This is a genomic window from Stenotrophomonas sp. CCNWLW162 (assembly GCF_037203745.1).
Taxonomy (GTDB): Bacteria; Pseudomonadota; Gammaproteobacteria; order Xanthomonadales; family Xanthomonadaceae; genus Stenotrophomonas; species Stenotrophomonas maltophilia_AQ.
This window is the reverse complement of sequence record NZ_JBBCBL010000001.1, coordinates 366,821-389,522: the sequence shown is the minus strand read 5'-3', so window position 1 is coordinate 389,522 and position 22,702 is coordinate 366,821. Positions and strand designations below refer to the sequence as shown.

Annotated in this window: 18 protein-coding genes; 8 read left to right on the top strand and 10 right to left on the bottom strand. The window is 67.3% G+C overall.

The features are described 5' to 3' along the window. Positions 1-95: 95 nt before the first annotated feature. The 7 genes from rpsB to V9K93_RS01885 form a co-directional block, all read right to left on the bottom strand. The gene (rpsB, locus tag V9K93_RS01915; protein ID WP_012510514.1) at positions 96-899 is read right to left on the bottom strand and encodes a 30S ribosomal protein S2; all 804 of its coding nucleotides are present in this window, start codon (positions 897-899) and stop codon (positions 96-98) included. Between the two features lie 221 nt (positions 900-1,120). Further along, entirely contained in the window at positions 1,121-1,819 is a 699-nt protein-coding gene (locus tag V9K93_RS01910) for a fimbrial biogenesis chaperone (RefSeq protein WP_046983135.1), read from the bottom strand. Continuing rightward, the gene (locus tag V9K93_RS01905) at positions 1,819-2,034 is read right to left on the bottom strand and encodes a hypothetical protein (protein WP_046983134.1); all 216 of its coding nucleotides are present in this window, start codon (positions 2,032-2,034) and stop codon (positions 1,819-1,821) included. Before V9K93_RS01905 ends, V9K93_RS01910 begins: the two co-directional genes overlap by 1 nt. Positions 2,035-2,192: 158 nt before the next feature. Next, a complete protein-coding gene (locus V9K93_RS01900) occupies positions 2,193-3,230 on the bottom strand; it encodes a Csu type fimbrial protein (protein ID WP_337301996.1) in 1,038 nt (345 codons plus the stop codon). Next, positions 3,227-5,605: a fimbria/pilus outer membrane usher protein gene (locus tag V9K93_RS01895; protein ID WP_337301995.1), complete on the bottom strand. Its 2,379-nt coding sequence runs from the start codon at positions 5,603-5,605 to the stop codon at positions 3,227-3,229. The genes V9K93_RS01900 and V9K93_RS01895 overlap by 4 nt, the downstream gene beginning before the upstream one ends. 7 nt (positions 5,606-5,612) lie before the next feature. Next, complete coding sequence (locus V9K93_RS01890; RefSeq protein ID WP_253077641.1) at positions 5,613-6,362, bottom strand: fimbrial biogenesis chaperone; 750 nt, start codon at positions 6,360-6,362, stop codon at positions 5,613-5,615. Next, positions 6,362-6,892, bottom strand: coding sequence for a Csu type fimbrial protein (locus V9K93_RS01885; protein ID WP_046983131.1), 531 nt, complete (start codon positions 6,890-6,892; stop codon positions 6,362-6,364). Before V9K93_RS01885 ends, V9K93_RS01890 begins: the two co-directional genes overlap by 1 nt. A gap of 173 nt (positions 6,893-7,065) precedes the next feature. Between V9K93_RS01885 and map the strand changes: the two genes are divergently transcribed. The 6 genes from map to dapE are packed head-to-tail and all read left to right on the top strand — an operon-like array spanning position 7,066 to position 13,998. Further along, positions 7,066-7,908 (top strand): type I methionyl aminopeptidase, encoded by an 843-nt coding sequence (map, locus tag V9K93_RS01880; protein WP_046983130.1) that lies wholly within the window; start codon positions 7,066-7,068, stop codon positions 7,906-7,908. A gap of 20 nt (positions 7,909-7,928) precedes the next feature. Then, positions 7,929-10,538 (top strand): [protein-PII] uridylyltransferase, encoded by a 2,610-nt coding sequence (locus V9K93_RS01875; protein WP_478475564.1) that lies wholly within the window; start codon positions 7,929-7,931, stop codon positions 10,536-10,538. Beyond that, entirely contained in the window at positions 10,538-11,602 is a 1,065-nt protein-coding gene (dapD, locus tag V9K93_RS01870; RefSeq protein ID WP_046983128.1) for a 2,3,4,5-tetrahydropyridine-2,6-dicarboxylate N-succinyltransferase, read from the top strand. Before V9K93_RS01875 ends, dapD begins: the two co-directional genes overlap by 1 nt. A 2-nt stretch (positions 11,603-11,604) precedes the next feature. After that, positions 11,605-12,471 carry a hypothetical protein gene (locus tag V9K93_RS01865; protein ID WP_046983127.1) on the top strand — a complete coding sequence of 289 codons (867 nt, stop codon included), beginning with the start codon at positions 11,605-11,607 and terminating at the stop codon, positions 12,469-12,471. Between the two features lie 31 nt (positions 12,472-12,502). Beyond that, positions 12,503-12,874 (top strand): arsenate reductase, encoded by a 372-nt coding sequence (locus tag V9K93_RS01860; protein ID WP_136638654.1) that lies wholly within the window; start codon positions 12,503-12,505, stop codon positions 12,872-12,874. Then, on the top strand, positions 12,871-13,998 hold the full coding sequence (gene dapE, locus V9K93_RS01855; protein WP_046983126.1) for a succinyl-diaminopimelate desuccinylase: 1,128 nt from the start codon (positions 12,871-12,873) through the stop codon (positions 13,996-13,998). The genes V9K93_RS01860 and dapE overlap by 4 nt, the downstream gene beginning before the upstream one ends. Positions 13,999-14,140: 142 nt before the next feature. Here dapE and V9K93_RS01850 read toward each other — a convergent pair whose 3' ends face one another. Then, positions 14,141-15,019 carry a tetratricopeptide repeat protein gene (locus V9K93_RS01850; RefSeq protein WP_046983125.1) on the bottom strand — a complete coding sequence of 293 codons (879 nt, stop codon included), beginning with the start codon at positions 15,017-15,019 and terminating at the stop codon, positions 14,141-14,143. A gap of 354 nt (positions 15,020-15,373) precedes the next feature. Between V9K93_RS01850 and asnB the strand changes: the two genes are divergently transcribed. Next, positions 15,374-17,065, top strand: coding sequence for an asparagine synthase B (asnB, locus tag V9K93_RS01845; RefSeq protein WP_295381942.1), 1,692 nt, complete (start codon positions 15,374-15,376; stop codon positions 17,063-17,065). 57 nt (positions 17,066-17,122) lie between these two features. Here asnB and V9K93_RS01840 read toward each other — a convergent pair whose 3' ends face one another. Then, positions 17,123-19,450, bottom strand: coding sequence for a penicillin acylase family protein (locus tag V9K93_RS01840; RefSeq protein WP_337301994.1), 2,328 nt, complete (start codon positions 19,448-19,450; stop codon positions 17,123-17,125). A gap of 123 nt (positions 19,451-19,573) precedes the next feature. On the opposite strand from V9K93_RS01840, the gene bfr reads away from it, so the two are divergent. Continuing rightward, positions 19,574-20,062, top strand: coding sequence for a bacterioferritin (bfr, locus tag V9K93_RS01835; protein WP_004151115.1), 489 nt, complete (start codon positions 19,574-19,576; stop codon positions 20,060-20,062). Positions 20,063-20,401: 339 nt separating this feature from the next. Here the strand turns inward: bfr and parC are convergent, their stop codons facing one another. Next, complete coding sequence (parC, locus tag V9K93_RS01830; protein WP_046983121.1) at positions 20,402-22,645, bottom strand: DNA topoisomerase IV subunit A; 2,244 nt, start codon at positions 22,643-22,645, stop codon at positions 20,402-20,404. Positions 22,646-22,702 lie beyond the last annotated feature (57 nt).

Sequence of the window (22,702 nt, the reverse complement as noted above, 5' to 3'; positions counted from 1 at the left end):
CCGGCATGGTGGCCGGCCCGTGTGACAGTGTCCTGTCGTCGCGCCATCGGCAGCGGACAGGACAGGTGGGCGCGTGGCGCCCACCGGGGCCTGGATCAGGCCTGGGCTTCGCCCTTGTCGGCAGCAGCCTTCTTGGCCGGAGCGCGGCGGGCCGGCTTGGCGTCTTCGGCCGGAGCGTCGGCGAACTCTTCTTCACGGACGGTGGCGGCGTGCGGAGCAGCAGCCTTGCCTTCCAGCACGGCGTCGGCGGCGGCGCGCGAGTACAGCTGCACGGCACGGATGGCGTCGTCGTTGCCCGGGATCGCGTAATCCACCAGTTCCGGGTTGTAGTTGGTATCAACCACGGCGATGACCGGGATGCCCAGCTTCTTGGCTTCCTTGATCGCGATGTCTTCGTGGCCGATATCGATCACGAAGATGGCGTCCGGCAGGCGGTTCATGTCCTTGATGCCGCCCAGCGAGGCTTCCAGCTTGTCGCGCTCGCGACGCAGGCCCAGCACTTCGTGCTTGACCAGCTTCTCGAAGGTGCCGTCGGTTTCACCGGCTTCCAGTTCCTTCAGGCGGGCAACCGACTGCTTGACGGTACGGAAGTTGGTCAGGGTGCCGCCCAGCCAGCGCTGGTTCATGAACGGCATGCCGCAACGCTCGGCTTCTTCCTTGATGGTTTCGCGGGCGCTGCGCTTGGTGCCCAGGAACAGGACGGTGCCGCGCTTCTGGGCAACCGACGAGATGAAGTTCATCGCATCGTTGAACAGCGGGACGGTCTTTTCCAGGTTGATGATGTGGATCTTGCCGCGGGCGCCGAAGATGTACGGAGCCATCTTCGGGTTCCAGTAGCGGGTCTGGTGGCCGAAGTGGACGCCGGCTTCCAGCATCTGACGCATGGTGACCTGGGGCATTGCAATACTCCTGATATGGAACCGGCGATTCCGCCCGCGGGATAGAGGTATGCGGGACGCGTGGAAGCGCGGATGGTTCCGGGGTTGGGCTTCCCTGTTGCCTCCGTGGCCGAACTCCTTGCGGAGCACCCCGGCACGGATGGGGGCAGCAGGTGTGGATTCACCGGTGACGTCCGGTGTGGACGGGTTCCCGCGCACGCATGCGGCAGGAATCCGGACGATTATAGCCCGCTCGATGCGCTGGCTGCAATCGCAGGGTCTGGCACGGCCAACTCGACCTCGCGCCCGTCCTGCAGCCGGGCCAGGAACCGGCCACCAGTGTAGCCCTGGGCGCGCTGGGGCAGGGCCCAGCGGCGGACTTGGCCGGGCAGGATGTAGCCGGCCAGCCCCGGCAGCAGGAGGTTGCGGCGACCGCCATCGGTGATGAACGAGAGATCGTGGAGGCGGGCGTGCAAGGCGCCCGTGTTGTTCAGTCGCAGCACGGGTTGCGACATGCCCGGTTCGACGCGGGCATGCAGTCGCGGCTGCGCCACGGGTGCGGCCTGGCCACGGAAAAGCGGCAGCGAGTAACGAGGCAGGTCAGGTACACCTGGAGCCAGCACGATCCGGTAGGCCTGCTCGCCAACACTTGGCGCGGGCTGACGTGGCAGCAGCCAGATGCGTTGGCGTGCCCCGGGGGCGAGGTCCAGCTGCGTGGGGCTGGCCAGGATCTGGTCGCTGGGCCGCAACACTTCGGCATCGGGGTGCTGTTCCCACGCCAGTATGTGCACCTGGCCCTGCCAGCGGCTTGGGCCCGGGTTGTGCAGCCACAATTCGGCATGACCACCTTCGGCCGGCAGCTGCAACGTGGTCGGCATTAGCTCCAGCGCTGCGGCAGGCAGTGCCAGCAGCAACCCAAGCAGGGGCAGCAACAGGCGCATCAGTAGATGACGGTCACGGTGGGTGTTTCGTCGTCATCGGTTGCAGGCGGCACGAGCTCGCGGATCTGTGGCGGCAGCTGTGCTGCGTCGCTGCGCTGGTGGGGTACCGGGCAGCCGGCATTGCCTGTGTCAGCGCTGCAGGCTTCGACCACGGTAAGGCGGATCTGCAACGTGTTGCTGGGATCGGCCCACGCGGGCGTACTGGCGACCAGCATCGCCCCGATCAGAAGTGCGCGAACCACCTGCCATCCACCGTGCTGAAAGACCTGCTGCGCGGTATCGGCCGAAGTGGCCGGATCTGTAGCGAAGACCGTGCTCGGCTTGCCGGATCCCGTGAAATGCAGCCGAGCGCAGGCTCGGCTCTACACATGAATCAATAGGTGATCGTCACCTGTACCAGGTCGTTGTAGGTTCCCGCCGGTGGTTGGCCACTGACCGGGGGCACCCGGCCGTAGATGGTCAGCTGCTGCGCACTTCCGGTGCCGGTTCCGCTGGCGGTATCAACGGTCAGCGTATTGCCCCAGCGCTGGGTCCGTGCCGAGTCCCGGTACAACTCGTAATTGAGGAAGTAGGTACCGGTGCCGATGGTGGTGGCCATGCGCCGGGTGGTAGTGGCAGCGGGGTTGTTCTGGCCGTTGTTGAGGCCGACCTGGAAGGCGGTGTTCTTCAGGCAGGTCAGCGTCAGTGTGGCAGTCTGGTCGATGTTGGCCGGAATGCCGCCGGTGACATTGCCGAAGTTCATGTTGGTGGTGACGTAGCTGCCGCATTGCGGCAGCACGTTGGCGGTGGCGGTGAAGCTGAAGGCGGCGCTGGCGCTGTTGGTACCGGTGGCGCCGCCGTTGCAGGTGGCGGGCACGGTGGCGGTGCCGAGCAGCACTTCATTCCAGGCCCAGGTCAATACCACGTTGGCACCATTGAACGAGCTGCTGTACGCGCCGGAAGCCAGAACCTGGTTGGCGGGGATCTGCGCGAACAATTGCGTGGTCTGCGCGCCGCTGCCGCCTGTCAGCAGCGGTACGTTGTAGGACATGGCCAGTTCCTGTGCCGGTGGCGTGCCGTGTGGAAGCAGGCCGGTGACCTGGCCGAAGCTGGCGTTGTTGTACAACTGGAAATTCATGGTGTCGCCACTGCCGGTGGCCATCGTCCGTGATGTAGTGGCACTACCGCCGCCACTGCCGGCACCGATGCCCACGCAGACGCGCACACCGGTAGTGGCCAGCAGGCTGAGGGCGGCGGTGGTGCAGGTGACCGTGATGTTCAACGTGGCTGTAGTGGGGCCGGGAGCATTGCTGTTGATGTTGCCGAACGGCAGGGTGGGGTTGGCGACGGCCGTACAGGCCGCGGTGGCGCCCGTCGGTGCGCTCGCCAGCAGGCCAGCCAACAGCAACAGGCCGAGCAGCAGCACCCTCACGGCGCCACCTCCGGGATGCACTGCAGCGGTGCCGGCTTCGGCCGCGCGCCGGCTGCCACCACCTTGGGCAGATCTGGCACCTTCACGCGGCACTGTCCGCGGCTGGTGGTGATGTACAGCACGCTGCCGGCGGCGACGTCTTCCAGATACAGCAGGCCGTCATAGCCCACCGTCGTCTGGCGGCCATCGGGCAGTTGTACTTCGCTGCCCACTTCCAGTGGCTGTCCGTCCATCGCCAGCAGGGTCAGGCTCAGAGAGGGCCGCGAGCGCAGCTGGAAGGTCACGCGCGCACCTGCGCGCTGGCGCGGCGTCACCCAGTCCTCGATGCGGTCGGCACGCATGTCTTCGGGCAGGTCCAGAGTGTCGATCGAGACCCGGTTGCGCTGCCAGGACAGCAGCGGGCTGACCAGCAGCAGGCCACGATCATCGGTGACGCCGATCAGGCGGTTCTCCAGCCGCACCGGCACGCCGCCGACGCCGTTGGTGCTGATCACCGCGAACGCGTCCGAGACCTCGCGGGTGGCGAACGCGTGCCCGCCCATCCAGACCAGGCTGCCACTGGCGCTGCCGTAGGCATAGTTGAGCCCGCCCTGGCGCGAGGCGCCGAACGAATAGCGGCCGATGTCATTGAGAATGCCGACCTCGGCCAGGCCACCATTGCCGTCTTCGCCATGGCGTACCTGTGCACGCCAGCCGACACCGCCAGCGCTGCCGTCGCCGGGCACCGGCTGGGTCACGTCGGCCACCCAGCTCTGGCTGTCGCCGTTGCGCTGGCTGGACAGGCTGGCCTGGCGGTTGTTGCCCAGGCTGGCGGTCACCGACAGATAGATGCTGCGGTCGTCGCTCTGGTCCAGGTTCTGGTTCACCGACAGGTAGGCTGACCAGCGCTGGCTCCAGGTGCGCGACCAGAACAGGCTGGCGTAGCGGTTGTCCTCGCCATCCGGGTAGCGCAGGCGCAGGTAGCTGGCGCTGAGCGTACCCAGCCGCAGCAGATCCGTGCCGACCGTGGCCTGCTCGCTGATGCTGGGCGGCAGGTTGCCCTGTAATGCGCCCAGGTCGCGGTAGTCGCCGTGGCTGCGCACGCTACGCAGGTTGAAGTTGACGCGCCGGTTGTTCCAGCTGTAACCCAGCGCCCACTGCCCGCCCTGCAGGCCGTGGTAATCGCTGTGCGCGTAAGCCGCGTTGAACACGCCGGCACCGCCGAGCAGCCACCAGCCGCCGACGCCGGCCTGGGTCAGGCCGCCGCCGCCTTCGGCATGGGCCTCGCCGGTGAACGAGTCGCTGATGCCGCCGCGCCAGCTGGCGTTGGCCACAGTGCGATCATCGTAGGCGAAGGAGCGCTGGCCGAAGTCCTCGCGCAGGCGGCCGACGCCGACCGACCAGTCCGACAGGCCCTTGGCCAGCAGTTGCTGGGTACCGTAGAAACTGAAGTCCAGCGTCTGCATGCGGCCGAACGCATCGGTGACCACCACCTGCGCGCTGCCGGTGCCACTGATGCCCGGCTGCGCGGCCAGCTGGAACGGGCCAACCGGCACCTGACCGCTGTACTGACGCAGGCCATCAACGTACAGCTCGACCGTGGACGGCACCGCCGCCTGGCCGAGGAAGCTGGGCGTGGGGGTCAGGACGCGATAGGGCTGCAGCCCGTAGTTGCGGCCGATCTGCAGGCCGCCCAGGCGCACCGGTCGGGTCCAATCGACGAAGCCGCTGTAGAAATCGCCGACCTCCAGTGTCATCGCCTTGTCGGGGAAATCCAGGCGCCAGCGTGTGTCCAGGCGCACGCTTTCGCCGCGCCAGCGACGGTCGCCGGGCTGCTGGTAGCGACGGCTGATCGCGGTGTTCTCGAAGGTGCCGTCGCCGACGCCGAACAGGCGCAGCTCCGAGCTCAGGCTGAGGTTGCCGAGCGTGTCCACCCGGCTGCCGTAGATGTCGTAGTTGAGCAGCACGCCGGGCGAGGCGCTGCCGGCGGGCGCACGCGTCTGCGGGCGGCTGAGCACGGTGGTCGGCAGGGTCAGCTGGTCCAGCGGCACGTCCAGCGCCAGGGTCTGCAGGTGGGCGTCATAGCGCACCACCGCGCCGCTGATCTGGTCCAGGTACACCGGTGCATCGCCACTGGCATTGAAGCCGAGCTGGCGCAGAACCTCGGGGCTGGCCTGCAGGCGGCCGCGGTTCTCGATGAAGGGAAGCAGCCCGCGCGGCGTGCTGTTGAGCGACACGTCCAGGTACAGCGTCTGGCTGGCGGTCAGCGGGGTGGGGGGCGGCAGGATCGCATCGGCGGAGATGCCTGATACGTCGGCGGCCCCGGTGGCCGTTACGCCGGACACATCGGCGGCTTCGGTCGCCGCAGGAGCCAGGGCAGCAAGCAGCGCGCCCATCAACGCCTCAGCGAGCCGATGGGGGCGACAGCGGCGTCTGTTCCGACTCGCCATTGAGCTTGGCCGTGATCTGGTCGTTGTCGCGGTCGATGGCGGTGCGCTCGATCGGCCAGCGCATCACCTGCCCGGGCAGCACATAGCCCAGCAGCCCGGGGTGCACGATGCGAGGGCGCTGGGCACTGCCCAGTGCGAGGTCGGCAATCTGCGCATAGCTGTTGCCGGCGTTGGCTACCTCCACCCCGTTGCGGCCATCGGCCAGCCGCACCAGCCGGGCCTCCAGCCGCGCGGCCAGCTTGCCCGACGCTGGCTGCACGAACACCGGGATCGAATAGCGCAGCACGAACTGCATGCCGTCGGTGCGAGTGGCCAGGTCGGGCACCTCGTCGACAATCAGCCGGTAGTACTGCTGTGCCGGCGGCGGCTCGCGGTTGGGCCGCATCACCCGCACCAGCTGCTGCTGCCCGGCCGCCAGTTCCTGCATCGGCGGGGTGGCGACCAGTTCATCGGTGGGCAGCAGCTGTTCCTGCCCGCCCTGCTGCACCCAGCGGAAGACGCGTACCTGCAGCTTCACCGGCGAGGTACCGCTGTTGGTCAGCCACAGCTCGCCGGCACGCTGGCGGGCTTCCAGCTGCAGGCTGGTGGGGGCGACCTGCAGGCTGGTGGCACCTGCCATGGAGGTCGCCAGCAGGCACAGGGCGAGCAGCGCCACGCCGGTGGCGCGCCACGGGCGGGGTCCGGCCATGCGGGCGTGCTCCATCAATAGGTGATCGTGGCGGTGACCGTATCCAGGTAGTTACCGGTGGCCGGGTTGTTGGTGCTCAGGTTGAGGATCTGGCCGTAGACGATGTAAGGCACGGCCAGGCCAGTGCCGATGCCGGCCTGCGTGTTGGTGCCGGAGGTGGAACCCCAGACCAGGGTGTGCGCGGCATCCTGGTACAGCTGGTAGCCCACGAAGTTGTTGGCAGTCACCGCGGCGTTGGTGTTCTTCATCCGGCGGGTGGTGACGTCATTGGCGGTGCTGGCGTTGGCACCCGCATTCAGTGAAATCGTGTACGGGGTCAGGGCCGAGCACTGTGCGGTCACCGTACCCTGGCCCAGGGTGGGAGTAGCGGTGGTCGAGGCGGCGGTGCCGAAGTCGACGTTGGTGGCGGCCGCCGCCGTGATGGTGCAGGCCTTGGTAACCACCAGGGTGACGTTGAAAGTGGTGGTGTCGGCGGCCAGGGCCGGGCTGGACAGCAGGACCCCGGCCAAGGCCCAGGCAAGCGGCGAACGAAGCGGGAATCGCATGGACAACCTCCCTGACCCGAAGGTCCGTTGAACAAGGCGAAGGCGGCATGTTCGGCGCCGCGTTGACGACAGTGGCCCCAGCTTAGGTGCCGTAAGTGTCTGTAATCCGTGATAAATAGGCAGGCGAAAGGGCGGACTCCATCACGCTTTCACTTTCCTTGCCGGAACCGTGCATGGCCCGGATCGCCAGTTGGGTGGCGTTCGTTCAGATTGCGGCCGGATCGGCGATAATGGGCGCCATGAGCGTGAATCTGAAAACCCCGCAGGAAATCGAGATGATGCGTGTCGCCGGCCGCCTGGCCAGCGAAGTGCTCGACATCGTCACCCCCCACGTCAAGCCCGGTGTCACCACCGAGGAACTGGACCGCATCTGCCACGACCACATCGTGAACGTGCAGGGCACCATTCCGGCCAACGTCGGCTACCGCGGCTTCCCGAAGACCGTGTGCACCTCGGTCAACAACGTCATCTGCCACGGCATTCCCAGTGAAGGGAAGGTCCTGAAGGATGGCGACATCATCAATATCGACGTCACCGTCATCAAGGATGGCTGGCACGGCGACACCAGCCGCATGTTCTTCGTCGGCACCCCCTCGGTGATGGCGCGGCGTCTGGTGGAAGCCACCTACGAAGCCATGTGGCGCGGCATCCGCGCGGTGCGTCCGGGCGCTACGCTGGGCGACATCGGCCATGCCATCCAGAGCTACGCCGAAGGCGAGCGTTTCAGCGTGGTGCGCGAGTACTGCGGCCACGGCATCGGCAAGGTCTACCACGACGAACCGCAGGTGGTACACTACGGCCGTCCCGGCCAGGGCCTGGTGCTGCAGCCGGGCATGACCTTCACCATCGAGCCGATGATCAATGAGGGCACCCGCTACAACAAGGTGCTGCCGGATGGCTGGACCGTGGTGACCAAGGACCGCAAGCTGTCGGCGCAGTGGGAGCACATGATCGCGGTCACCGAAACCGGCGTCGACGTGCTGACCCTGTCGCCGGGCGAGTCGCAGGTCTCCTGAGCATGTTGCCGGCGAGTTCGCTGCTGGACACGCCGGCCGCGTCGCTCAATGACACGGACTGGGCTGCTGCCGCGCGCCAGGCGCTGCAGCAGGCCGACGCGCGCCTGTACCGCCGATTCGACCAGGGCGACAACATCGAGCGACTGCTGGCGCTGCGCGCGCGCGCTGCCGACCACCTGATCCGCCTTGCCTGGCAGCGATGCCTGCCCACCGACAGCGGCCTGTCGCTGTTCGCGGTGGGCGGCTACGGGCGTGGGGAACTGTTCCCGTGTTCGGACATCGACCTGCTGGTGTTCGGAGAGCCGGCGGCGCAGTTGGCCCACGAGGCCGCGCTGGCGCGCCTGTTCGCGCTGTTGTGGGATTGCGGGCTGGCGGTCAGCCACGCCGTGCGCTCGGCCGCGCAGTGCCGTGAGGCCGCTGCCGACCAGACGGTGATGACCGCACTGATCGAGGCGCGACCGATCCTCGCCGAGGATGCGACCCGTCGCGCGTTGCGCGAGGCCATCGACGACCGTGAGCTGTGGCCGGCGCGTGCGTTCTTCCTGGCCAAGCTGGAAGAACTGCGCAACCGCCACCAGCGTTTTGGCGACACCGCCGATAATTTGGAACCCGACCTGAAAGATGGTCCCGGCGGACTGCGCGACCTCAACACGCTGGGATGGATGGCGCTGCGTGCGTTCGGCGTGCGTGACCTGGAGGCGCTGGTCGGGCTCGGCCATCTGGGCGCCGACGAAGCGGCAGCACTGAAGCGCGAGCGCGCGGTGCTGGCACGCCTGCGCTTTGGCCTGCACCTGGTGGCACGTCGCCCGGAAGAGCGCCTGCGCTTCGATTACCAGAAGACCCTGGCCGCGCGCCTGGGCTTCGAAGACGACGCCGAGAACCTCGGTGTCGAGAAGATGATGCAGGGCTTCTACCGCGCCGCACTGGTGGTGCGCCGGATCAGCGACCGCCTGCTGCAGCGCTTCGAGGAGCAGTTCGATGGCGAGGCACAGCCGGAACCGCTGACCGTTGGTTTTTCCCTGCGTCGTGGCTATCTGGCCGCCAACGAGGCCGAATGGCCGCGTGGCGACATCGGCCAGGTATTCGCGCTGTTCGCCGGCTGGGCCAACAACCCGCAGGTGCGGGGCCTGCATTCATTGACCGCACGCGCGTTGGCCGAATCGTTGCCGCAGCTGCCGGCCTACGACCAGGCCGATACCGATGCACGCGAACATTTCCTGGCGCTGCTGCGCGGCCAGCGCCCGGTCGATACGCTCTCGCGCATGGCGCGGCTGGGCGTGCTCGGGCAGTGGATTCCCGCCTTCGCCCAGGTCAGCGGGCGCATGCAGTTCGACCTGTTCCATGTCTATACCGTCGATCAGCACACGCTGATGGTCCTGCGCAACATCGGCCTGTTCGCCAGCAGCCGTGCCGACGAGCGCTTCTCGATCGCGCATGAAGTGTGGCCGCGCCTGCGCAAGCCGGAGCTGCTGTTGCTGGCCGGCCTGTTCCATGACATCGCCAAGGGCCGTGGCGGTGATCACTCGGAACTGGGAGCGGTCGATGCGCGTGCGTTCTGCCAGGCGCACGGGCTGAGTGCTTCCGATACTGAGCTGGTCGCGTGGCTGGTCGAACAGCACCTGCGCATGTCGATGACGGCACAGAAGCAGGACATCGCCGATCCGGTGGTGATCCATCGCTTTGCGACCCTGGTCGGCAGCCGCGACCGTCTGGACTATCTGTACCTGCTGACCTGCGCCGACATCGCCGGCACCAGCCCGAAGCTGTGGAACGCATGGAAGGACCGGTTGCTGGCCGACCTCTACTTCGCCACACGGCGTGCGCTGCGCGAGGGCCTGGAGCATCCGGTACCGGCCGCCGAGCGCGTGGCCGAAGCGCGCGACAGCGTGCGTGCACTGGTGCGCGAGCAGGGTTACGACGACGCCACCATCGATCGCCAGTTCGCGGTGATGCCCGACGAAGGCTTCATCCGCCTGCGCCCGGAGCAGCTGGCCTGGCAGGCCGCTGCCCTGGTGCCGGTGAAGCAGGGGCAGGCGCTGGTGAAGGTGCGCCGGATCAGCGTCGACGATCCCGCACTGGAAGTGTTCGTGCACTCGCCTGACCGCGACGGCCTGTTCGCCGCGATCGTCATGACGCTGGACCGCAAGGGCTACGGCATCCATCGCGCACGCGTGCTGGATGGCCCGGCCGATACCATTTTCGATACGTTTGAAGTGAGCCCGGCCGATACCTTCGCCGATGGCAGCAGCGCCAATCTGGAGGCCGCCCTGCGTGAAGCGCTCAGCGGCGACCTGACCCGCCTGCGGCCGTCACGCCGCGTGGTGCCACGGCAGCTGCGCCACTTCCGTTTTGCGCCGCGCATCGAGTTCCGCGATGAGCCCGGCGCGACCCGTTTTGCCCTGGTCGCCCCCGACCGTCCCGGCCTGCTGGCCGACGTCGCGTTCGTGCTGCGCAACCAGGGCCTGCGCGTGCAGGACGCGCGCATTGCCACCTTTGGCGAACGCGCCGAAGATACCTTCGTGATCAGTGACGAACACGACCTCCCCCTGACTGAACCCGCCCGGCAGCAGCTGCATGACGCAATGCTCGCCTGCCTGGACCCTGATCGAAACGCCGGAGACCCCGCCTGATGGCCACCAAGCCCGCCAAGAAGACCGCCGCGACCACCAAGAGCGCAGCGGCCCGGAAAACTGCTGCCGCCACGCCGGCCGCGAAGAAGGCCGCTGCGCCGAAGAAGGCCGCTGCAGTGAAGGCCCCGGTGAAAAAGGCCGCAGCAGCGAAGAAGGCTCCGGCCAAGAGCGCTGAAACCACGCGCGCCGAGACCATCGCCCGCAAGTCGTTGCGCAAGCCGGCTGCGCCGGGCGTGGAAGAGCTGAAGTTCGGCATCGAGAGCGCGTTCGAGCGGCGCGCCACGCTGACCCTGCACGAACTGGAAGGTTCGACCAAGCCGCTGGTCAACCGCGTGATCGATGGCCTGGAGAGCGGCGAATTCCGCGTTGCCGAGCCGGACGGCCACGGTGGCTGGAAGGTCAACGAGTGGCTGAAGAAGGCCGTGCTGCTGTACTTCCGAGTCAACGACATGGCGGTGGTCGATGCGCGTCCGGCGCCGTTCTGGGACAAGGTCGAATCGCGCTTCGCCGGCTACGACGAAGCCAAATTCCGCCGTGGCGGCGTGCGCGTGGTGCCGGGCGCGATTGCCCGTCGCGGCACGTACTTCGGCAAGGATGTGGTGCTGATGCCGAGCTTCACCAACATCGGCGCTTACGTCGGCGAGGGCACCATGGTCGACACCTGGGCCACCGTCGGTTCGTGCGCGCAGATCGGCCAGCATTGCCACCTGTCCGGCGGCGCCGGTATCGGTGGTGTGCTGGAACCGCTGCAGGCCAGCCCGACCATCATCGAGGACCACTGCTTCATCGGTGCGCGTTCGGAAGTGGTGGAAGGCGTGGTGGTCGGCCACCACAGCGTGATCGGCATGGGCGTGTTCCTCAGCCAGAGCACCCGCATCTACAACCGTGCCACCGGCGAGATCAGCTATGGCTACATCCCGCCGTACAGCGTGGTGGTGTCCGGCTCGCTGCCGAGCAAGGACGGTACCCATTCGCTGTACTGCGCGGTGATCGTCAAGCAGGTCGATGCCAAGACCCGCAGCAAGACCAGCGTCAACGACCTGCTGCGCGGCCTGGCCGACTGACGGTGACTGCGCCGGAGGATCTGGCGCAGTCCGCGATCTACCGGCATCCGTCCGACACCCTGTTCGGGCGGATGCTGCCGCGCCTGCTGCACGCCCTGCGCTGGACCCGTCTGCGCCGCGGGCTGTCGCGGCGCTGGCCGATGCCGGCCCTGGTCAGCGATGTGCGCGACGTGGTCTACGTGAGCTGGTGGGTCGACGTGCGCCACGCACCAACGCCACCGCCGGGCCATCATTACGTGGTCCATGCCGGACATACGCCTTACACCATCCTCAGCTACCGGCATGGGCACTTTGGGCCGGCGCTGGCTGGGCCGCTGCGTTCTCTGCTGCCGTCTCCCAGGCAGAGCAACTGGCGCTGGTACCTGCGCCGCGACGACGATCCGGACGGAACGCCGGTGGTGCTGTTCGATCGCAACGTGATGGACCAGCTGGCCTTCGTGGCCGGCGCCCGCGCCTTCAGCGATGCCATGCAGCCGCATCTGCCGGCACGCTTCGCGCATGTGCTGGACGCCGAAGGCGGCGGCTGTACGGGGATCGAGGGTGGGGAGGGCAGTGCACCGGACCTGCGCCTGCAGTGGCGGGCCGCAGGCGCCTGGGAGGATGCAGCATGGTCGGCCGCTTTCGGTGGTCACCACGCCGTGCTGAGCTTCCTGACCTGCCAGGACGAGGCCATCGCCCGTACCTGTGACCACCGCTGGGCCAGCACGCGCATTGCGTTGCCGGTGGACGTCGACAGCCTGCTGCCGCTGCGCCTGCTCGGCGAGTTGCATTGCCCTCGTCTGCAGGCGATGGACGTGGCGTTGCATGGGGGACTGGCCTTCCGGCTGCCCCGGGTGCCGTTCCGGGTCGTGTCCGAGCGCCTGTTGTGAGATTCTGGCCCTCTGTTTTCCAGCATCACAGATGGCCATGAGCACCACTGTCTACGGTTTGAAGAACTGCGATACCTGCAAGAAGGCGACCAAGTGGCTGGACCGCTTCGGCGTGCCGTACACCTTCGTCGACTACCGCGACAACACGCCCAGCCCGGAAACGCTGCTGGCGTGGGCGGCGCAGCTGGGCGGCCTGGGCGCGATGGTCAACAAGTCGTCCACCACCTGGCGGCAGTTGCCGGACAACCGCAAGTCCGCCGATTCCGAGGCCGAGTGGAAGCTGTTGCTGCGCGAGTACCCGCAGCTGATCAAGCGCCCGGTGGTGGTCACCACCGATGGCAAGGTCACCCAGGGGTTCAGTGACAACGGCTTCAAGGCGCGCTTCAGCGTGGGCGACGCATGAGCGCGGTGCTCGACCTGACCTGCGAGCTGATCTCGCGGCCTTCGGTGACGCCGGACGATGCCGGCTGCCAGGCATTGCTGGCGGCGCGGCTGAAGCAGGCCGGGTTCCATTGCGACCACCTGCGCCTGGGCGAGGTCGACAACCTGTGGGCGACCCACGGCCAGGGTGCGCCGGTACTGGTGCTGCTGGGCCACACCGACGTGGTACCGCCTGGCCCGCGTGAGGCCTGGGCCAGCGATCCGTTCACGCCGCAGATCCGTGATGGTGTGCTGTACGGCCGTGGCACCGCCGACATGAAGGGCAGCGTGGCTGCATTCGTGGTCGCCGCCGAGCAGTTCGTCGCCGCACATCCCGATCATCCCGGCACGCTGGCAGTACTGCTGACCAGTGACGAGGAGGGCGATGCGATCGACGGCGTGCGCCACGTGGCGCGGCTGTTCGCCGAACGCGGCCAGCGCATCGACTGGTGCATTACAGGAGAGCCATCGTCTACTTCGACGCTGGGTGACCTGCTGCGCGTAGGCCGTCGTGGCAGCCTGTCTGCCAAGCTGCGCGTGCAGGGCGTGCAGGGGCATGTGGCGTACCCGGAAAAAGCGCGCAATCCGATCCATCAGGCGGCACCGGCACTGTCCGAACTGAGCGCACGGCGCTGGGACGACGGTTATGAGAGCTTCCCGCCGACCAGCCTGCAGATATCCAACATCCACGCGGGTACCGGTGCCAACAACGTGATTCCCGGCGAGCTGGAGGTGGATTTCAACATCCGCTACAACCCGCACTGGGATGCGCCGAAGCTGGAGGCAGAGATCATTGCACTGCTTGACCGGCATGGCCTGCAGTACACGCTCAAGTGGCATCGCAGCGGTGAGCCGTTCTACACCCCGGAAGGCACGCTGCGTGCGACTGCGCGCGCGGTACTGGCCGAGCACATCGGCCGTGCCCCGGAAGAAAGCACCGGCGGCGGCACCTCGGATGCACGTTTCATCGCGCCGCTGGGCGCGCAGTGCATCGAAGTAGGACCGGTCAACGCCAGCATCCACCAGGTGGACGAGAACGTGCGCGTTGACGATCTGGAAGCACTGCCGGGGTTGTACCAGCGGCTGGTGGAACGGTTGCTGGTGTGAGCCCTGTGGTGGGGATACCCCGATCCTGCCGAGGTGGGTGCCGACCGTTGGTCGGCACGCCTCCCGCCGGGGCCGCTTCCCAGCAGGGCCGAGCCATGCTCGGCTGTTTATTCCACCAGAAGCGGCCGAGCATGGCTCGGCTCTACTCTGAAAAAATGAAGAACGGCGGCTCGATCGCTTTCTTCCAGTAGCTGGGCGCGGCCATGTAGAAGCGCTGCGCCTCGGCGCGCGCGAACCAGCGCGCGGCAGCATCGGTGTCCTTCTCCACGCCCGGCGCACTGCGGCCCAGCAGCAGCCCGGCGAAGTACTGGCCGAACACATTGCCCCGCTCACCTGCGCGCTGGTACAGCTGCAGTGCACGCGCTGGATCGCGTGGCAGGCCGACGCCTTTTTCCAGCAGTGCGCCCAGATCGACCTGTGCGTCGGCGTCACCTGCAGCGGCACGGCGTTGGATCCTCGCCACCAGCGGATGCACGGTATCGCCTGTGGCCGCTACTGCGCCGGGCAGTCCCGATGACGACGACGCATAGCGCTGGTAGACCATCGCGCGAAGGTCCCAGCGCAGCGCTCGCTGGGCATCGCCGCGCTCGCGATAGGCCTTGGCCAGGTCAAAGAACGCATACGGATTGCCGTGGTTGGCGGCGGCCATAGACCAGCGTTCGCCACGTCGCCAGGACGCGCGCAGCACCGGTGCCGGGTTGATGTGGGGGCTGTCGGCATGCTGCAGCGTGCCGGAGATCCAGATCCGGCCCAGTGCTTCTTCCGCCTTGGTGTTGTGGAAGGTCCAGGGTGTGATCGCTGCGGCACGCTCGTAGTAGGTGACGGCGCGCAGATCGTTGAAGCGCTCGAAGGTCCGCGCGGTTTCCCAGGCGCCGTCGAAGCTGCCGTCGGTTCCGCGTTGCTCCAGTACCTGTTGCTGGTCCAGCTGCAGTGTGGAAGGTGGGGGTAGGCTCTGGCAGGCGGCCAGGCCCAGGCAGAGCAGGGCGGCCAGCGCCCCGGTGCGTCCATTGCGGTGTTGCATTCCTGTTACACGGTTCAGGGTGGGCCATTATGCGCTGGCTGGCGCGGTGGCGGTCCTTCCGCGTGGTTGCCGACGCAACTGTTGCGCGGCGCCGAAAACCGGGGTAGGGTCGATGCCATGTCGATCCGCCTGGCCACCGCCGTCAATAACAACAACCGCAATAATCTGCGCGCGAATAATCGTGCGCGGCCGATGCGGGACTGCGCCCTGGGTAGATAGACAGCAACACACGCCCGGACACCAGAAAACCCGCATCAGCCGATGCGGGTTTTTTTGTGCCCGGGTGCAGTCCCCCCGGGCCTGGTTGCCGGTCGAACACCTTCCCCGTGAAATCCCCACAACAGGAGCTCTGCCATGTGTTCGATCTTCGGAATCTTCGGCCTGCAGGCCGGTGACGATCTTCCCGCCCTGCGCCGCCACGCGCTGGAGCTGTCGCAACGCCAGCGTCACCGCGGTCCGGACTGGAGCGGCGTGTACCTCGATGAAGGCGCGCTGCTGGTTCACGAACGGCTGGCCATCGTCGATCCGGCCGGTGGCTCGCAGCCGTTGTTGTCGGCCGATGGGCAGCTGGCGCTGGCGGTCAACGGCGAGATCTACAACCACCAGCAGCTGAAGGCCACGCTGACCACCGCCTACGACTTCCAGACCGGTTCGGACTGTGAGGTGATCAACGCGCTGTACCGTCAGGGCGGTACGCCAGCACAGTGGCTGGAACAGCTCAATGGCATCTTCGCCTTCGCCCTGTGGGATCGCGAGGCCGGACGGGTGCTGGTGGCACGTGACCCGGTGGGCGTGGTGCCGCTGTACTGGGGCCACGATGCACAGGGCCGGCTGCGCGTGGCCTCGGAAATGAAGGCACTGGTCGATACCTGTGCCGACGTCGCGCAGTTCCCGCCGGGCCATTACTTCGACAGCGCCAGCGGTGAGCTGGTGCGCTACTACCAGCAACCGTGGCGCGACTATGCCGACGTGCAGGGCCGCCAGGCCGACCTGGCCGAACTGCGCCAGGCGTTCGAGCATGCGGTGGAACGCCAGCTGATGAGCGACGTTCCGTACGGCGTGCTGTTGTCCGGTGGCCTGGACTCGTCGCTGGTGGCGGCGGTGGCCGCACGCTACGCGCGTCGCCGCATCGAGGATGGTGGACAGACCGAAGCCTGGTGGCCGCGCTTGCATTCGTTCGCGATCGGCCTGAAGGGCTCGCCCGATCTGGCGGCTGCGGCGATCGCTGCCGAGGCACTCGGCACCGTGCATCACGGCTTCGAATACACCTTCGAGGAAGGCCTCGATGCGCTGCCGGAAGTGATCCGCCACATCGAGACCTACGACGTCACCACCATCCGTGCATCGACGCCGATGTTCCTGCTCGCACGGCGGATCAAGGCGATGGGCGTGAAGATGGTGCTCTCCGGCGAAGGCAGCGACGAGATCTTCGGCGGCTACCTGTACTTCCACAAGGCGCCGGATGCGCGCGAATTCCACGATGAGCTGGTACGCAAGCTTGATGCCCTGCACAACTACGATTGCCTGCGCGCCAACAAGTCGATGATGGCCTGGGGCGTGGAGCCGCGTGTCCCGTTCCTCGACCGCGAGTTCCTCGATGTGGCGATGCGCTTCGATGCCGCGTACAAGATGGTCGGTGCCGGCTTCGGTGGCCGCCGCATCGAGAAGGCGGTGCTGCGCGAAGCGTTCGAGGGCTACCTGCCGGACAGCATCCTGTGGCGGCAGAAGGAGCAGTTCAGCGACGGCGTCGGCTATGGCTGGATCGACGGGCTGAAAGCGCATGCCGAAGCGCAGGTGAGCGACCGCGTGCTGTCGGCGGCCGACAAGCGCTTCCCGCACAACCCGCCGCAGACCAAGGAGGCGTACTACTACCGCCACCTGTTCGAACAGTTCTTCCCCAGCCGCGCGGCGGCCGAGACCGTGCCGGGCGGCAAGTCGATTGCCTGTTCGTCGCCGGCGGCGATTGCGTGGGATGCCAGCTTCGCGGCAGCAGCCGATCCTTCCGGCCGCGCGATTGCCGGCGTGCATGAGCAGGCGCTGGCCTGACGCTGCAATGATGGGGTCAGATCCCTTTTCTTTGGAAAAGGGATCTGACCCTGGTCGTCAACGCGCAGGGACCAGCGTCATCACGTGCTGCGCCTTGCCTGGCAGGAACGGGGTCGGTCGGCCATGCACCCAGTCTTCGTGGCCAGCCGCCCAGTACGGCGACAGCGGATGGCCGCTCTGGCCGCCGGGCATGTGCACGATGCCGTCGGCCTCGTGGCCGGGCGAAACCACCATGCGTTCGGAGGCACCGAAGTTCGGCGTCTGCACGCGTGGCATGTCGCGGTCACCGGGCAGGGGATCGGTGGGCATGCACAGCCAGCGTTTGGCGATGTCCGGCAATGCACGCGCGATGGGATGGCAGATCGCCGCGGTGTTGCGCTCGCCCCAGGTGCGCTGGGCCAGTGGGCCTCGCTTGGCCAGCTCGCTCTCGGTGCGGCGAGCTGCATCAAGCAGCAGCGCGTCCCAGCTGTCGAAGGCGGGAGGCAGCAGATTGGCCGGACGCTCTTGCAGCATCGGCCAGGCCACGCCTTCCAGCTGCGCCAGGCGCGGGTCCAGATAGTCATCGCCCAGTGCCGCGTTGGCCGGTGCCAGCAGTGCATCGGACAACGTCTCCATTACCTGTGTACGGAATTCACGCACCACCCGGTAGCTGACCGAGCTGGCCGAAGCGCGACCGCCCCATTGATGGCTGACCTCCTTCAAACGCTTCAGGGCGGGGTCGTCACTGCGTTCGATGACATCGTGCAGCAGGGCCCACCAGCGCTGCAGGAATACGGCACGATCATCGAGCTGGATCGCCAGCAGGTCGTGCTCGTCGAAGCGCTCCTGGATTGCCAGCAGATCGCGGATCTGCCGCGCCCGGGCACCAAGGTCATAGCCGCCATTGCCGACGCTGGCCAGTGCTTCGCCGTCGAGGACGCGGCCGTTGGCGGTCCACAGGCGATGGTTGGGGGGATCGATCAGTGCCGGCGAGGCATCGCTGCGGATCGGCCACGGCGCGCAATCCTGGTTGCTGGCCGCAGTGAGGCCGGCCGGTGCACAGCCGGGGCCTCGGTCGGGGCGGGCGCCGATCAGGCGCCAGGCGATGCGTCCGCTGCGGTCGCCGACCACCAGGTTCTGCGCGGGGATGCCGGCGCGGTCGGCGAAGTGCAGGGCGCCATCCAGATCGCCGGCGCGGGCCAGGTCACCGAAGTCCAGGCGCACCGCGCCGGGCAGGTGCGCGACCCAGCGCAGGGCATCGCCGCTGCCATCGGCATGGGTGTGCAGGATCGGGCCCCAGGCGGTTTCGCGCACCGGGAACACCACGTCGGCCTGGCCGGCCACCGCAATGCGTTCGTCGTGCACGGTCACAGCGGCGCTGGCCGGTTCAGTCCGGTAGTCGGCAGTATCGATGTAGCTGTTGGTGAAGCCCCAGGCGACGTGTCCATTGCTGCCGACGATCACCGCCGGCAGGCCAGGCAGCGAGAAGCCAGTGACGTCGACCTGGCCGCCTGCAGCCTGCGGGTCGGGGTAACGCAGGCGCACCCGGAACCACAGGCCAGGCGCGCGCAGGCCCAGGTGCATGTCGTCAGCCACGATCGCGCGGCCGTCGGCGGTGAGCGCGCCGGCCACCGCGAAGTTGTTGCTGCCGATGACGTCCGCCTCCTCCTGCTCGGTGCCCGGCTTTCCCTTCAATGTGCGCAGATCGAGCTGGCTTGCATCGGGCAGGGCCGCGTTGCCGGTGGCTTCGCCAAACAGCGGTGCATCCCATTCGGTGCCGTCGTGGGCGATCAGCGCGTACAGCGCCGGCGGCACCACCGCGCGGATGCGGCTCAGGGCAAGCTCGGTCTGGTTGCCTGGGTCCTGCAGGTCGGCGTACATGGCCAGTCCGGCCAGCACGCTGTCGCTGGCCTGCCACGGGTGCGGTGACTGCCGCAGCAGCAGGTAGGCCCATGGCCGCACGGAGAGATCAGCCAGGCCTTCATTGACGCCGTCCACATAGGCACGCACGGCCGCGCCGTTGTCGCCCAGCGCGGTATCCAGATGCGCCTCGGTGCGGGCGCGCAGGCGATGCACGCGCATGCGCTTGTCGGCGTCGATGGCTTTCGGCCCGAACAGCGCCGACAGCTCGCCGGCGGCACTGCGGCGCATCAGGTCCATCTCGAAATAGCGCTCCTGCGCATGCACGTGGCCGAGTGCTCGCATCGCGTCGGCCTGGCTGCCGGCAGTGATGGTGACCACGCCCAGCGCATCGCGTTCGACGGTGACCGGCCTGGCCAGCCCAGGCAGTGCATGTTCGCCATCGAGGTCGGCCAGGCTGCCGCGCAGCAGCAGCCACAGGCCCAGTACGGTAACCAGCACGATGGCGATCAGCACGCCCAGCACCCAACGCCATGTACGTCGCATCGCACGTCCTTTCCGAACTCGTGGGCCGATTGTAGCCGCAGGCGCAACTGCGACTGATTCCGATTAGATCACCGTATTTTGAAATGCGGCACCCTATGTCACATCGATTCACAGGAGCCCCCCATGAAAGGCAACCCGGACGTCATCGCCTGCCTGAAGGAACTGCTGCGCGGCGAACTCGCTGCCCGCGACCAGTACTTCATCCATTCCCGCCGCTACGAGGACCAGGGCCTGTTCGCGCTGTACGAACGCCTGAACCACGAGATGGAAGAGGAAACCCAGCACGCCGACGCGCTGCTGCGCCGGATCCTGTTCCTCGGAGGCGACCCGGACATGCGCCCGCATGCCACCGAGCCGGGCAAGACCGTGGAGGAGATGCTGCAGAAGGATCTGGATACTGAATACGCGGTTCGGAACAATCTCGCCGCCGGCATGAAGCTGTGCGAGGAGAAGGGTGACTACGTGAGCCGCGACATGCTGCTGGCGCAGCTGAAGGACACCGAGGAAGACCATGCCTGGTGGCTGGAACAGCAGTTGGGCCTGATCAAGCGCATCGGCCTGGAGCTGTACCAGCTGAGCAAGATCGACGGCAACGGCGCCCCGGCGCACTGAGCCGGCGCCTCGCGCCGACCCGGTGGGGCCGACTGTTAGTCGGCCGCTTTTGCAGGGCAGCCGACCAGCGGTCGGGTCTACCAGAAGCACAGCGTTCTGTCGCCCGCCAGCACCGGAGCACCGCCAGCCAGCTTTCGCCCGCCAGCTGCTCCACCGCCCGCCAGCCGACAACGAAAAAGCCGGGGAATGCCCCGGCTTTTTCGTGTCCAGGGTCGGATCCGTTTTCAACGAAAACGGCTCTGACCCCATTGGGATGGAAAACGCCAACCGGGGTTGGCGTCTACCGGGGTAAGGTGTGTCAACCAAGGTTGACACCCACCAGGAGCAGGGCCCCAGCCCTTACTCCACCGACAGCCCTTCCACCTTCTGCCAGCCGCGCGGCAGCAGGTGGCCGCGGGTGGCGCGGGCGCCGAGGTAGGCGTCGAGCTCGTTGAACTTCAGGCCCATCGTGCGCTGCCCACTGCGCACCTGAAGGGTCTGGCCCGGGCTGATCGCCACGATGGCGACCACGCGTTCGGTGGCGAGCTTGGCCTTCGGGATCTCGATGATCTTGTTGCCCTTGCCCTTGTCCAGTTCCGGCAGGTCGTTGGCGGCGATTGCCAGCAGGTTGCCGGAACTGGTCACCGCCACGATGCGGTCGGTGGCGACGTTGGCCACCACCGACGGGGTCAGCACGGTCGAACCGGCTGACAGGTTCAGCATCGCCTTGCCGGCCTTGTTGCGGCCGATCAGGTTCTCGAAGCGGGTGACGAAGCCGTAGCCGTGGGTGGAGGCCAGCACGAAGCGGGTGTCCGGCTCGGCGCTGGCCAGGGTCACGAAGCTGGTGCCCGCGGCCGGCGAGAAGCGTCCGGTGAGCGGTTCACCGTTGCCACGCGCGGAGGGCAGGGTGTGTACCGGCGTCGAGTAGGCGCGACCCTCGCTGTCGAGGAACGCGACCTGCTGGGTGCTGCGTGCACGCACCGCGCCCTGCAGGGCGTCACCATCGCGATAGGACAGGGCGGACGCATCGACGTCGTGGCCCTTGGCGGCACGGATCCAGCCCTTCTCCGAGAGCACGACGGTCATCGGCTCGCTCGGCACCAGTTCGGTCTCGTCGATGGCCTGCGCGGCCTGGCGCTGCACCAGCGGCGAACGGCGTGCGTCGCCGAACTTCCTGGCATCGGCGGTCAGTTCGTCGCGGATCAGCTTCTTCAGCTTGGTCTTGCTGTCGAGGATGCCGAGGATCTTCTCGCGCTCCTTGGCCAGCTCGTCCTGCTCGCCACGGATCTTCATCTCTTCCAGGCGCGCCAGCTGCTTCAGCTTGGTTTCCAGGATGTACTCGGCCTGGTCGTCGGACAGGCCGAAGCGCGCGATCAGCGCCGCCTTCGGTTCGTCCTCGGTCCGGATGATGTGGATCACCTCGTCCAGGTTGAGGAAGGCGACCAGCAGGCCTTCCAACAGGTGCAGGCGGCGCTCGACCTTCTGCAGGCGGTGCTGCAGGCGGCGGGTGACGGTGCTGCTGCGGAACGCCAGCCATTCGCTGAGCAGCATCTTCAGGTTCTTCACCTGCGGACGGCCGTCCAGCCCGATCACGTTGAGGTTGACGCGGTAGCTGCGCTCCATGTCCGTGGTGGCGAACAGGTGGCCCATCAGCTGCTCGGCGTCGACACGGTTGGAACGCGGCACCAGCACCACGCGCACCGGGTTGGCATGGTCGGACTCATCGCGGATGTCCTCCAGCCACGGCAGCTTCTTGGCGCGCATCTGCGCGGCGATCTGCTCGATCACCTTCGACGGCGACACCTGGAACGGCAGCGCGGTGACGACGATGTTGTTGGCTTCCTTGGTGAAGGTCGCACGCGCACGCACGCTGCCGTTGCCGGTCTCGTACATGTTCCGCAGGTCATTGGCCGCGGTGATGATCTCGGCGCTGGAGGGGTAGTCCGGTCCCTGCACGTGCTCGCACAGGTCGCGCACGCTGGCCTCGGGGTTGTCCAGCAGGTGCAGCAGCGCGCTGACGATCTCGTTGAGATTGTGCGGCGGCACGTCGGTGGCCATGCCTACGGCGATGCCGGTGGTGCCGTTCAGCAGCAGGTGCGGCAGCCGCGCCGGCATCCAGGTCGGTTCCTGCAGGGTGCCGTCGAAGTTCGGCGCCCAGTCGGTGGTGCCCTGGCCCAGTTCGCCCAGCAGTACTTCGGCGATCGGGGTCAGCTTGGATTCGGTGTAACGCATCGCCGCGAACGACTTCGGGTCATCGCTGGAACCGAAGTTGCCCTGGCCCTCGATCAGCGGGTAGCGGTACGAGAACGGCTGCGCCATCAGCACCAGCGCCTCGTAGCACGCGCTGTCGCCATGCGGATGGTACTTACCGATGACGTCACCGACGGTGCGCGCGGACTTCTTCGGCTTGGACGCGGCATTCAGGCCCAGCTCGCTCATCGAATAGATGATGCGGCGCTGTACCGGCTTCAGGCCGTCGCCGATGAACGGCAGGGCACGGTCCAGGACCACGTACATCGAGTAGTCGAGGTAGGCGCGTTCTGCGTACTCGCGCAGCGGCAGTTGTTCGAATCCGTGGAACACGGGGCGGGCAAGATCGGTCATGCGGCGTTGTTACCTATTGTCGGGAGGCGGCGACGGCGGTCGCCGCTCGCAATCCTG

Coding starts and splice junctions, on each gene's coding strand:
- dapE (WP_046983126.1), top strand. CDS start 12,871: ATGAGCGCGGTGCTCGACCTGACCTGCGAGCTGATCTCGCGGCCTTCG.
- rpsB (WP_012510514.1), bottom strand. CDS start 899: ATGCCCCAGGTCACCATGCGTCAGATGCTGGAAGCCGGCGTCCACTTC.
- V9K93_RS01905 (WP_046983134.1), bottom strand. CDS start 2,034: ATGCTGGTCGCCAGTACGCCCGCGTGGGCCGATCCCAGCAACACGTTG.
- V9K93_RS01885 (WP_046983131.1), bottom strand. CDS start 6,892: ATGCGATTCCCGCTTCGTTCGCCGCTTGCCTGGGCCTTGGCCGGGGTC.
- V9K93_RS01890 (WP_253077641.1), bottom strand. CDS start 6,362: ATGGAGCACGCCCGCATGGCCGGACCCCGCCCGTGGCGCGCCACCGGC.
- asnB (WP_295381942.1), top strand. CDS start 15,374: ATGTGTTCGATCTTCGGAATCTTCGGCCTGCAGGCCGGTGACGATCTT.
- parC (WP_046983121.1), bottom strand. CDS start 22,645: ATGACCGATCTTGCCCGCCCCGTGTTCCACGGATTCGAACAACTGCCG.
- map (WP_046983130.1), top strand. CDS start 7,066: ATGGCCCGGATCGCCAGTTGGGTGGCGTTCGTTCAGATTGCGGCCGGA.
- V9K93_RS01910 (WP_046983135.1), bottom strand. CDS start 1,819: ATGCGCCTGTTGCTGCCCCTGCTTGGGTTGCTGCTGGCACTGCCTGCC.
- V9K93_RS01895 (WP_337301995.1), bottom strand. CDS start 5,605: ATGGGCGCGCTGCTTGCTGCCCTGGCTCCTGCGGCGACCGAAGCCGCC.
- dapD (WP_046983128.1), top strand. CDS start 10,538: ATGGCCACCAAGCCCGCCAAGAAGACCGCCGCGACCACCAAGAGCGCA.
- V9K93_RS01840 (WP_337301994.1), bottom strand. CDS start 19,450: ATGCGACGTACATGGCGTTGGGTGCTGGGCGTGCTGATCGCCATCGTG.
- bfr (WP_004151115.1), top strand. CDS start 19,574: ATGAAAGGCAACCCGGACGTCATCGCCTGCCTGAAGGAACTGCTGCGC.
- V9K93_RS01850 (WP_046983125.1), bottom strand. CDS start 15,019: ATGCAACACCGCAATGGACGCACCGGGGCGCTGGCCGCCCTGCTCTGC.
- V9K93_RS01860 (WP_136638654.1), top strand. CDS start 12,503: ATGGCCATGAGCACCACTGTCTACGGTTTGAAGAACTGCGATACCTGC.